9 protein-coding genes and 1 pseudogene are annotated in these 12525 nt (G+C 40.9%); 3 read left to right on the forward strand and 7 right to left on the reverse strand.

Annotation, left to right across the window (positions count from 1 at the left end):
* Positions 1-157: 157 nt before the first annotated feature.
* Both P3L57_RS13195 and yraA read left to right on the forward strand, forming a co-directional pair.
* Positions 158-817 (forward strand): annotated as a pseudogene (locus tag P3L57_RS13195) (NAD(P)-dependent alcohol dehydrogenase); the annotation flags it as partial.
* A 294-nt stretch (positions 818-1111) separates the two neighbouring features.
* A complete protein-coding gene (gene yraA / locus P3L57_RS13200) occupies positions 1112-1621 on the forward strand; it encodes a cysteine protease YraA (RefSeq protein WP_069487145.1) in 510 nt (169 codons plus the stop codon).
* Between the two features lie 97 nt (positions 1622-1718).
* Here the strand turns inward: yraA and P3L57_RS13205 are convergent, their stop codons facing one another.
* The 6 genes from P3L57_RS13205 to P3L57_RS13230 form a co-directional block, all read right to left on the reverse strand.
* Positions 1719-3755 (reverse strand): glycoside hydrolase family 32 protein, encoded by a 2037-nt coding sequence (locus tag P3L57_RS13205; RefSeq protein ID WP_069487144.1) that lies wholly within the window; start codon positions 3753-3755, stop codon positions 1719-1721.
* A 139-nt stretch (positions 3756-3894) separates the two neighbouring features.
* Positions 3895-4722: a PTS fructose transporter subunit IID gene (gene levG, locus P3L57_RS13210; RefSeq protein WP_059293541.1), complete on the reverse strand. Its 828-nt coding sequence runs from the start codon at positions 4720-4722 to the stop codon at positions 3895-3897.
* Positions 4723-4741: 19 nt separating this feature from the next.
* Positions 4742-5548, reverse strand: a complete 807-nt coding sequence (levF, locus tag P3L57_RS13215; RefSeq protein WP_044154405.1) for a PTS fructose transporter subunit IIC — start codon at positions 5546-5548, stop codon at positions 4742-4744.
* Positions 5549-5552: 4 nt separating this feature from the next.
* Positions 5553-6053, reverse strand: a complete 501-nt coding sequence (locus P3L57_RS13220) for a PTS sugar transporter subunit IIB (RefSeq protein ID WP_059293540.1) — start codon at positions 6051-6053, stop codon at positions 5553-5555.
* Entirely contained in the window at positions 6053-6493 is a 441-nt protein-coding gene (levD, locus tag P3L57_RS13225; protein ID WP_059335489.1) for a PTS fructose transporter subunit IIA, read from the reverse strand. Before levD ends, P3L57_RS13220 begins: the two co-directional genes overlap by 1 nt.
* Before the next feature lie 191 nt (positions 6494-6684).
* Positions 6685-9495 (reverse strand): sigma-54-dependent transcriptional regulator, encoded by a 2811-nt coding sequence (locus P3L57_RS13230; RefSeq protein WP_069487143.1) that lies wholly within the window; start codon positions 9493-9495, stop codon positions 6685-6687.
* A gap of 678 nt (positions 9496-10173) precedes the next feature.
* Between P3L57_RS13230 and P3L57_RS13235 the strand changes: the two genes are divergently transcribed.
* Positions 10174-11547 (forward strand): amino acid permease, encoded by a 1374-nt coding sequence (locus P3L57_RS13235; protein WP_069487142.1) that lies wholly within the window; start codon positions 10174-10176, stop codon positions 11545-11547.
* A gap of 238 nt (positions 11548-11785) precedes the next feature.
* Here the strand turns inward: P3L57_RS13235 and P3L57_RS13240 are convergent, their stop codons facing one another.
* Positions 11786-12418, reverse strand: coding sequence for a LysE family transporter (locus P3L57_RS13240; RefSeq protein ID WP_044154377.1), 633 nt, complete (start codon positions 12416-12418; stop codon positions 11786-11788).
* Positions 12419-12525 lie beyond the last annotated feature (107 nt).

A 12525-nucleotide genomic window follows, 5' to 3' on the forward strand; every position in this document is an offset into this window, starting at 1 on the left:
TTATTCATAAGCCCTCTATTCTTTCTCTCAATCCGAAACATAGTATCTTGTTGATTTCCAGCAATATCGTTTTCGGGCACAATTAATGATGACCAACTATTCGGTGAGGTACATATGGTCCTTCTAGAAACCTAACTTCTGCAGGCGTCAATTTAATGGCGGGTACAGCCAAAAAATCGTTGTCACTGACAGGTTCGTTGTTCGGATACCGGACAGTTTGGAGATGGATGTTGCCAGCCCTCTACTGTGTGCAGGGATTACAACCTATTCCCCTCTAAAACACTGGAACGTCGGCCCAGGCAAAAAGGTTGCAATTGTAGGAGTAGGCGGGCTTGGTCATTTGGCGATTCAATTTGCGCATGCTTTGGGTGCAGAGGTAACCGTCCTGAGCCGCTCTATGAATAAGAAAGAGGAAGCCCTTGAACTAGGGGCTGACCATTACTATGCAACCAGTAATCAAGCTGCATTTATTGAATTGGCCGGGCGTTTTGACGTAATCTTAAATACAGTATCCGCGAACCTTGATGTAGATGCCTATTTATCAATGCTTCGGATAGACGGAACACTTGTGAATGTAGGGGCACCGGCCGAGCCGGACAAATATAGTGTATTCTCCTTAATCATGGGCCGCCGCAGCCTAGCAGGTACTCTTGTCGGCGGAATTCCAGAAACACAGGAGATGCTTGATTTCGCTGCTCAGCATGGCATTGCACCTAAAATTGAGGTGATTCGTGCCGATCAAGTGGATGAAGCATATGAGCGTGTTCTTCGCAGTGATGTACGCTACCGATTCGTTATTGATATCTCTACATTATAGTTGTAAAAGGTGGGGTAGCCATACTATTGGCTGCCCCACCCTTTTATTTACTGCACCCCGCTCCACAGGACGTGGAAAATCATTTAAAAAGTCTATTTTTAAAAAAAGAAACAAGTTGAGAAGAGCGCTATCCTTCTGCGCCGTTTTGGCTGCGCTTTTACCCTATAAAAACCATAAAACCTATAAACAACCCTTTCGCAGGACTCTTGCGAAAAACATCTCAAGCAAATATTTTGAAGGACGATGAACGTGCCTGTTATTCTATGGTATATAGAATTCATAGGAGGTATAAATATGAGCAAAAAAATCGCTGTTCTCGTTACAGACCAATTCGAAGATATCGAATATACAAGTCCGGTAAAGGCATACGAAGAAGCTGGTCATAGCGTCGTTGCCATTGATTTGGAAGCAGGCAAGGAAGTTACCGGTAAACATGGCGAGAAAGTGAAGATCGACAAAGCGATCTCCGACGTAGATGCGAGTGAATTCGATGCCCTATTGATTCCTGGAGGATTTTCCCCAGATTTGCTTCGCGGAGATGATCGGCCGGGTGAATTTGCGAAAGCATTTGTAGAAAATGAGAAACCTGTTTTCGCTATTTGCCATGGCCCGCAGGTACTCATTGATACGGATCTTCTGAAAGGCAAAGACATCACTGGCTACCGCAGCATTCGCAAAGACTTGATCAACGCTGGTGCAAATTACAAAGATGAAGAAGTAGTCGTCAGCCATAACATTGTAACAAGCAGAACACCTGATGATTTGGAAGCATTTAACCGCGAATCATTGAACCTGTTGAAATAAGAAAAAGGCACAGACTGTTTGAGTCTGTGCCCTTTTTTATAGAGAAAGCGTAAGAATCTCTATTCCCCCTTCATTTAAAATGCCTCTTTTGCCTTTTCTAATCAGTCTTTGCGTTGACATTCTGAAAGGCTGCTGTAGCATCCCAAACGTTCAAGCCAAATTGACCTTCTGAGAATGCAGAATCTTCAGCATCTATGACTAGACGGTCATCCAAATATATTTTAAAGTGAGCGCCATGAGCCACAGTTTTCAAATGATATTTTTTATTTATATCTATTGGTGTTTGGTGTTCAGCAATAACAGAGGCAATCCCGTCCTCAAATTTGAAAAATTTCACAAGATCATGTTTCACATCCACATTGGCTACATAACCGTTTTGTGCGTCTTTATCAGAACGAAACACAAGAGCCCCTGCCCCTTTTCCGTTCCCATCCTTAATGATTATATCGGATTCATAAGTGAAGTCAGCTCCTGATGCTGAAGACATCATGAAGGAATCGCCGTCTGATCGTCCTTGTTTTCCATCAATTGTGTCGGCCCACGTACCGTTTACAGTTGTCCAGCCAGTCAAATTGGATATAAACGGTGACGCTCCCCATGCTTTTTTTAAAGGATGAATCGTTAGGGAGTTTACCTTAGCACGGCCATTAACAGCATATAATTCAAGACCTTTGCTTGATCTATCCGGGAGAATGATGTCAGTCAACACCTGCTGCCCGTCATTACCAAATACTTCGACTGAAGAGCGGTCAACAAAAATACGCATTTTTATCTTTCCATTTACCGGCTTCAGCGGAGCTGCTTGCTTCCCAGTGTTAAAGGTTGGATTAAAGTTGACATTTCCGGATTGGCTTCGGTCAACGAACAGTTTGCCGCTCTTTTGATGATAACCGACTTTTGTATATTGATTTCTCCCTGTTCGAACCTTAAAACCGAATTCAGAAGCCGAACCTGGATTCACTTGAAACTCTGCATTCATTTCATAAGCATCTCCAGATATACCCGCCAATACATTACTGCTCTCTGGCGATATCATCTTATTTTTCCACTTCTGCGCGGCTCCCCTGATCGATTGCAGCTCTGTTACTGGTGTTTGAATCACTCTGATCCCTTCAGAAAACGCTTTCAATTTTACTTCTCTTGGAATAGTCATTGCACTTCTCCATGGAGATGTAGGAACATCGTTAGCATATTGCCAATTGCTCATCCACCCTAGCCAAAGCCGCCGTCCATCTGAAGAAGGGACATCGGACCAAGAAACAGCCGCATAAAAATCTTTACCGTAGTCGGTCCATAATACTTTGTCTGACGGGTTTTCGTTCTTGAAAGTTGTTCCATCAAAACTTCCTACAAAATATTGCATGCCTGATCCTCCTGAAACCGCACCATTTCCGACACTGACTTGCATCACCCATTTCTTTTGTTTCGGATTGCCGTCTACAGGAAGCTCAAATAAATCCGGACATTCCCATACGCCTCCATGACTTCCTTGTCCTTGTCCAAACTCACTTGCATATGTCCACTGCTTCAAATTTTTCGATGTATAAATGAGAATTCGGTCACCAGCTGCCACGACCATCACCCACTTTTTATCTTTTTCATACCAAAACACTTTCGGATCGCGGAAATCTTTTTTTTCCGGGTTTGGAATGACCGGATTACCTGAGTATTTCGTCCATGTTCTGCCTTTATCATTACTATAGGCGACGCTTTGCACTTGGCCGTCTTCATGATCCTGCGTATATATAGAGACAAGCGGCTTCTCCTTGCCGGTTTGAAAACCGCTTGTATTATTCCAATCGACCACTGCGCTCCCGGAAAAAATTGTGCCTTTTTCATCAGGTGACAGCGCTATGGGAAGGTGCTTCCAGTGAACTAAATCCTTGCTTACTGCATGGCCCCAATGCATCGGCCCCCATTGCAGACCGTATGGATGATGCTGATAAAACAAATGATACTCCCCTGCATAATAAACCATTCCGTTTGGATCATTCATCCAGTTTGCCTCTGGTGTGAAATGATATTGAGGACGGTAATCCTCATCATAGTAGCTTGAATCGGCTGCACTTACTGGCAGCGCCATAGTAAACAGCATGGTGAATAGGATCACGACTTGAATAAGCTTCTTTTTCATTCTGATTCTCTCCTCTCTAACATATAAAAACATTCAAGAGAGACATCTGCACGAGTGATCCGTGATAAAAGCTGTATCGAATGATAAAGAGGTTATGAGAAAGACTTCTGCAGGTTCTCCCCTTTTAACTGTTAAGCGCTTATGCCAGAAATCCAGCCCAATAGCCAAGAATACCGATCACAAATATGCCAACGATAATAAGGAGCGGATTTACTCCTTTTCTCAGCATCCATGCCACTAATAAAGTCAATCCTAAAGGCAGCACCCCCGGCATAATGCTGTCTAAAATATTTTGCACAGTTTGAACGTCAACTTTTCCGTTATCATCTTTAATTCTTGAGACAACGATCGGGATGTTGATGGTGGTCCACTTGGAGACCAAAGCCCCCATCACAAATAACCCGAGGATGGAAGCGCCTTCTGTCAGTTTTTGAATACGATTCCCTGCTAGATCCTGCAAAATCTCCATCCCTTTTACATAGCCATACTTTAAACCGTAATATTTTGTGGTTAATCTGATGGCATTCAGCAGGAAAAAGAACAGCAGAGGACCGGCAATGTTTCCGCCTAAAGCAAGAGAAGCCCCTAAAGCAGCCAATACGGGACGTACGGTTCCCCAGAAAATAGGGTCGCCCACACCCGCTATCGGACCCATTAAACCGATTTTCATCCCGCTTATTGCTTTCCCGTCTATTCCTTTATTGTTCGCCATTTCTTCTTCCATGGCAGCTGTCACCCCAAATATGGGTGCGGACAGCCACGGATGTGTATTAAACCATTCCAAGTGGCGCTGCAAAGCTGCGTTTCTTTTCGCTCCCGGACCGTACAATTTTTTTATCGCCGGTATCATCACATAACAATATCCCATTGCCTGCACACGTTCAAAGTTAAATGAGCCGAGCAAGAAATTCGAACGGATAAACATACTGAAAATGACTTTCTTTGTTAATCTTTTTTCTTTCTCCAATTTTCATCCCCCCTCGTTCTTATGCATCAAGATCGTCATCATCATCATAGACAGCTGCATTGCTGCCGTCCGCGGCTGCGGCGACTGCCCCGTGGGCGCTATTTTTTTGCATAACCTGCTGGTATAAAAGCGCCAGACAGAGACCAAGAGCGCCAAATCCTACTAAATTGAAATCGGTAAACGCTGCCAACAAAAAACCAATATAGAAAAATGGCTTAAGATAAGGGATATTCATCATATTGATCACCATTGCATACCCCACAACAACAATGATGCCTCCTCCTATTTGCAAACCTTTGGTAATGACTTCCGGAATATTTCCCAAGAACGCCTGAACAGCGCTCACACTGATTAAGGCCACAATCAAAGTCGGTATCATGACACGCAGCGCTTGAAACACCATGGCGGTAATATGCATAATTTCAATTCCTTTGATATTCCCCTCCCTGGCATATTTATCAGCACGGTGAATGAAAAAGACAGTAATCGTTCGGACAAAAATAGTAAGCGCTTGACCTGCAGCTGCCAAAGCAACAGCGACGGCAATGCCTTCACCAATGCCTTGATCAGCGGTAATCACTAAAATGGTTGAAATCACAGAGGCAATGGCTGTATCAGGCGCCATGGCGAGGCCGACATTCATCCAGCCCAGCGCCATCAGCTCCAGCGTTCCTCCTAAAATGATTCCTGTTTTTAGATCGCCAAGCACAAGGCCAACCAAAGTGCAGGCAATCAGCGGACGGTGTGTTTGTCCTTCATCCAATACACTTGCAATACCTGTAATGGCTGCAATGATTAACAACAAAATAATTTGTATTGAAGTCATCATCTCATCCCCTTGATGATTTTGTCACATTTCTCAAAATCTCCATAAAGTCTTCACTGGCATCAGAAGGCAGCTGCCTCAATTCCAGTGTGACGCCTAATTCATTTAATGTCTCAAACGCCTCTATATCCTCTTCAGTTACGCTGACTGATTTGGTGATTTGCCGGCGATTATTCTCAAAACGCATCCCTCCGACATTTACGGTTTTGATAGGGACGCCTGCTTCTATGAGAGATACAATATCGGATGGGTTTTCAAACAGCAGCATCGCCGTTACCCCTTCGTAGCGCGGACTATGAAACGCCTTTGCCATTTTAGAAATTGATACGGCACTCGCCTTTACATTGGAAGGAGCAACAGAAAGGATCAGGGTTTTTCTCATTTCATCCTGCGCAACGTCATCTGACACAACGATGATTCGGTCTGCTGCATGGACTTTAATCCATCTTGTCAGGATTTGGCCGTGAATAAAGCGGTCATCAATTCTTGCCAATGTAATGTTCATCATAGTTCATCCTCTCTTTTTTCTTCACAAACTGTTTTTGCTTTTTCTAAATGTTCGCTGCAAACTTGAAAGCTTTGCTGGCTCATTTTTTTTAAGTGATTCAGCATTTCTTTGAGTTTCATGTGTTCTCTCAGGCTTAATACCTCCAGTAATATCGGCAGGTTTATGCCGGCAGCCATATCCATTCTTTGATCCTTAGCGATGAAGGAAGCCGCTGCGTTATATGGTGTGCCTCCAAAAATATCAACTAAAAAAAGCACCTCATTTTCTTTCGGAATATCCTGAAGCGTCTGATGATATTTTTCTTGCAGCGTTTGGATGCCCTCTCCTTTAAAAAACGGCACCGCTATCAGATGATTTTCTTCACCGAATATCATGCCTGAAGATTCTTTTAATGCTATGGGAAAGTCCCCATGTCCGCTAATAATGACTGAAATCATAACACGTTTGCTCCTTTCCTTTTTCGTACATCCATTTATAATGCAAGTATCGTGCCAAAGAATCTGTGTTAAGCGTTTTCATTTATTTTGCAGCACATGAAGAAAGCTGATTGAAACACATGTGAATATAAAAATAAACCTGTATTAAAATGGCGTTCCATTTAATACAGGTTTACGTAAAAAAACCGCTTTTAACACATGTGGCCATGTACTTCTTCAGCAAAAATGGCGGCTATAAATAATTTTTCATCATCGCTTATGTTCAGTCCCAATTTTTGTTCATAAGGGATTAATGTTCGCTCTGTCACCTCAAAAATCTCTTTCAGCTGATCGGTTATTTCGTCTTCTTCGGAAAAAGCAATCGGATTCTGTTTAATCACCCTTTCAAAGGCAAAAGCCGTATGCATAATCACTTTGATCATCACTGTGTTATTGAAAATGATGCCTAACTCATCTTGAATGGTCTGAAGCCACTCTAATAAGATTTCTATAATGTGATGGGGGTTCAAAAAAACCAGATACTTTTTCAAACTATCCTCGCAAAGCTCCCGTACAATGATGTTTGCGCCCGATAATCCATTACTCATCGGAATGCTGCCTTTTGTGATCGCCTGTTGGATCATCTTCTCTCCTTCACCTTCAATTAATACCTCCAAAGATACATGCGGAGCATTGATTTTAGGATCTTTTGTTCCTACTGTCGCAAGAATCTCATACTCTTTTTCGATTTCTTTGATGCTGTTTGCCAATTTAATCGATGATACGGTCAATATGTGGATGGGCACATCAGAGGCCTTGTTTACGATCGTTGTTAAGATGTCTTCCAGCTTTTTTGCCGTTCCGCTGCCTGTTGTGCAAATCGAAACCAACGCCCTCTTTTTGCCTGGTGAGGCGGCAGGCTGCCGATCCCATAACTCAATAAAATCCTTTGTGACCGAATCATATATGGCATGTAAATGTAAATTCAGATAGTTCACCTTTCTGACGGCGTCCAGCACCATTGAGGTCGTGACATTGCTGATTGTTTTGATTTTGATGCCTGTTTTTTCTTCAAGCTTGCTTTCCAGCATTGCAAGTGACCCCATGTCAACAAGCATTAAAACACCTTCACCTTCATCTACTTGCTGTATTTTTCCCGCTAAGCGCTCCATAATTTCCGCAGGTGAAACAGAAAGGGGCATATCGACGGCCACAATTGGGGTGCTTCCTAAAAGCTCCGTCGCTACTTCAACCATGGAACTCGCCATGCTATTTCCATGTGCGGCAACCACAATCCCAACTCTTTTGTTTTCTTTTAACGTTTTGATGGAATGAATCAGCATCGTTAAGTAGATGACTTCTATTTCCGGAACGGTTACTCTGAAGTGTTCCTGAATTTTGTCTTTAAATATGAGCGCCACCTGATACTCTTTCACATGGGTATCACGGATTTCATCCGTTTCCTGCGCATTTAAAACATCAATTTGCTTACCGCGTTTTAAAAATGAATCAATATGCATACTTAAAAAATAGATAAATTTACGGTCAAATGTGCAATTCAATTCTTGTTCAGCAACTTCTTTTAATTGCTTCGTCATTTGAATCACGCCGTCCTCAACAAATGTCAGCAGGTTGTCATTTCGGAACGCGCTTTGATTAAAAAAGCTTCTGACATGCAAATGAATATCCGTTAAAATATATTGATTTATTTCCTTTTTGGACAAGCCTTCTTTGTTTAGCACTTCGACCTTTTCTTCTATCAAATGATACAAATTAAATGATAGATCATCATCAATTTTTGTTGTTTCATCTTCTACTATCGGGGATATGATGGTTGTGATATTGACATATTCAGAAATCGTTTTGCTTCTTTTCATGTTTTTGCTGCTTGACATCCAATCTTGCTTGATTTCATCTGGGAGATCCCGAACGGTCAGTTCAACAACGTCATCTCTGTCAAGATTATGTAAAAATCCATGTGCACAAACTAACTGCACATTTGATTTCAGCTGTCCCACATTCCCAAACTTCGCAGAATGAATCAATGCATTATATACATCGATATGCACACTTAGATTCTTCTTAATACGCTCTGCTTCTTTTCCTAATAAAAACGTTGTGAGATCAACTCTCTCTTTAAGAGATCGTTCTTCCAGCGATGGAATATGAATCGTCATTGGAATTCTTCGCAAAAATGTTTTTAATAGAGCAGAATTAGGGTTTTCGGTAGTTGCGCAAATAAATAATACTTTCGATGTTCTTTTATGTTCAGTTTCTCCAAGACGGTTATAAGATCCGCTGTCGATAAAATAAAACAGCATTTCTTGTCCCTCAGGCGGAAGACGATGGATTTCATCCATAAACAGAATGCCCCCGTCGGCCTGCTCAACTAAACCGGCTTTATCTTCGCTGGCGCCGGTAAATGCTCCTTTCTTATGACCAAATAATTGAGATAGTAATAATTGAGGATTGTTATAATAATCTGCACAGTTAAATGTGATGAACGGAGAACCAGGCTTCAAAATGTCAGAGTAAATCGCAAACTGGTAAATCCGGTTCGCAAAAAGGGATTTACCGGAGCCTGTTGGTCCTAAGAGAAGCATGTGCAGACCGTGCGGAGGATAAAAAACAGCTGCTTTTGCTTGAGAAATTGCTTTCTTCAAACTGCCTTTTGCTCCAATCATAAGTTCAAGAGGATTCGTAGAAATATTTTGATCGTTCTTTTTTTGATTTTCAGAAAGCCCCTTCAGTTCTTTAACTTCCATTATCTCTGTATTCCATTTTTTGTTGAATGCTCTTTCCACTACTTCCACTGGAATGTAGCGCACGGGAAACGTTTTAATTTTTATCACCTTTTTGGACCGCACGAGATTATTCAATTCAAAACTGACATTGGACCGCTCTATCTTCAATTGCTGAGCAATTTCCTTTGCTGAATTTCCCTGTACCTTTAAAAGATGATCTAAGCTGGAGTCATGAAAATTATGCATGAGCTGATGGTATATTTTATCAATTCTTTTCATCTATATCATCCTTTGTCCTTATTCGTCAAAATTGAAAAAACGGACATCAGTTTTTATGCCTTGTACTGAGGATCTCATCTCATTCTATGGCCTTGCGTCCGCACTTGGATTTTCTTTTTCAATATTCTGTGAAATGTTTTTATATGCAGGAACAATAGCACGTATCTCAACACAAAAGCTTGCACCGATTAAAAAATAATTTCGTTATTTGTCTAAACAGACGCCCTTTTTTGGTGTTTTTGATCTATGATTCACTCAGGTTGTCCCCCTTCAAAAGTAATAATTCGTAAACAGTTTACCACTCTCCGTGAACATATTGGTGACAAAGTTCTGATACTTCGGAAAATACATCTTAAAGATCAGGGCAAACAACCCAAAACTTAATCTCTTGTCATTATAAATATGACTGAATGTAAACTCTCTATTCTTTTTATAACATTATTATTTTAATAAAAAATAGTGGGATATATTATTAGAGCGGCAGAAAAGAAATCCTTTACACATCCTGATGGATATGACACTTTATAAAAATAGATACATTAGTTACATTTAATTAAAAAAATCAATAAAATTTAATATAATATAAGTTTCCTGTTATAATGATAGATAAAAAATTTAGGAAGCTATGATTCCTAAACAACCAAGATAACTATATTTTTTATTGGAGGAAAACATAAAGTGACGGACGATTCCACTATGGACAATTCTCTGCACAAACGGAAATTGTCCAGAGGCCTTAAAAACAGGCACATACAACTCATAGCGATTGGGGGGGCAATCGGAACTGGTTTATTCCTAGGATCAGGGAAATCAATACATTTTTCAGGACCCTCTATTTTATTTGCTTACATGATCACGGGCGTATTTCTCTTTTTCATTATGCGTTCACTGGGAGAGCTGCTCTTATCAAACGCGGGATATCACTCTTTTGTTGATTTTGTAAGTGATTATTTAGGAAATATGGCAGCATTTATTACCGGCTGGACGTACTGGTTTTGCTGGATCTCACTTGCTATGGCTGATTTAACAGCTGTAGGCCTTTATACACAATATTGGTTTCCTGGTGTACCCCAATGGATGCCAGGGTTCATTGCGCTTATGATGTTGCTCATCATGAATCTAGCGACTGTAAAACTTTTTGGTGAATTGGAGTTCTGGTTCGCATTAATCAAAATCATCGCAATACTGGCACTGATTGTTATCGGTATTGTCTTGATCATAAAAGGATTTTCCACACAGTCAAGCATAGCCTCCTTCACGAATCTTTGGAGTCACGGCGGCATGTTTCCAAATGGTTTACATGGATTTATCCTCTCATTCCAGATGGTCGTGTTTGCATTTACGGGCATTGAACTTGTGGGGCTTACTGCAGGCGAAGCAGAAAACCCAGAAAAAGTAATCCCTAAAGCAATTAACAATATCCCTATTCGAATTTTGATTTTTTATATTGGCGCTCTTCTTGTGATTATGAGTATTTATCCATGGAATATCATCAATCCTGCTGAAAGTCCATTTGTTCAAGTATTCTCAGCGGTCGGTATCACAGCAGCCGCCAGCATAATTAATTTTGTTGTACTGACGTCTGCTGCTTCAGCTGGCAATAGTGCTTTATTTAGTACAAGCCGGATGATATACTCGCTTGCCAAGGATCATCATGCACCTGACCCATTGCAAAAGCTGACTGCCTCAAATGTACCAAGCAATGCATTGTTCTTTTCAGCCATTGCCATTCTTATTGGTGTTATTCTGAACTATGCAATGCCAGAGCAAGTCTTTACGCTTATCACAAGTGTTTCTACTATATGCTTCATCTTTATTTGGGGCATTATTGTGATTTGCCATTTGAAATATCGGAAAACAAGACCGGATGCAGCAAAGGTGAATACATTTAAAATGCCGCTTTTTCCATTATCCAATTACGTAACACTGGCTTTCCTAGTGTTCATACTGGTTGTGCTGGCACTCGCGAAAGATACGCGTGTTTCCCTATTTGTCACTCCTGTTTGGTTTCTCTTATTGATGATTGCTTATAAAGTTCGTTATACTAAGTGAAATCATAAAAAAGACAAGGGAGCTTTATCCCTTGTCTTTTTAGTGTGCTGCGAGGCACTGGATATTCCATGTTTTACGATCCCGCTCATTGAGTGTCATGATCTTTTCCCGTACAAATGTCTCCAAATAAACGTATGCTGAAGATCAAAACATACATGCCTCCGTGATTTAATCTCCATACTTATCAAAAGACTCCGTTCAAAATATGAACGGAGTCTTTTGATAAGTGGCCGTGACATCAATTTAAACCAGTTTTAATACCAAAGCCCACTAACATGATTCCCGTTATTTTTTGAAAAGCTTTCTGGAACTTTGGGTTTTTCATCCATTTTTTTGCGTAATCAATGATATAAACGAGAAAGAGAAACCATAACACCGCTAACAGGGTGAGAATTGAAGCTAAAATAATAAGCTGCTGGTTTACATTTCCCTTCAGATTGATGAATTGGGGCATGATCGTGACATAGACCAAAACCGTTTTGGGATTGAGAATGTTACTGAGTGAACCTTGCATAAAGGAAGATTTATAGTGTCGTTTCGGAGAAATTGCTGCGGTTTTTGCCTGAGCTTGCATGTCGTCTAAAGAAAACATATTTTTTGCAAAAAAACTTTTTATCCCTAAATAAATTAAGTATGCTGCTCCCAAATATTTGATTGTTGTAAAAAGAATCACCGACTTGGCAATGACCATTGATAAACCTAGAATGGCAATAACCGTCCAAAAAGAAAGTCCCGTTGCCAATCCGAGAATATTATATCGGCCAGCCTTTGCGCCATACCTAAGGGTATTTTTCATAACAAGCATCGTATCTGCTCCTGGAATGATAACCATCATGGCAGCGATCGGTATGTATGCGAGTAAGCTGTGCATGTTCTTTCCCCCTTTAAATGAATCCCCTTAACATATAGTGACTACTAAAGTAACTCCCTACAAAAAAGTGTATCAATACGTTTGGAAAAAATCAATCTGGTTTGTTA

Source organism: Bacillus sp. B28 (assembly GCF_029536185.1).
Lineage (GTDB): Bacteria > Bacillota > Bacilli > Bacillales > Bacillaceae > Bacillus > Bacillus halotolerans.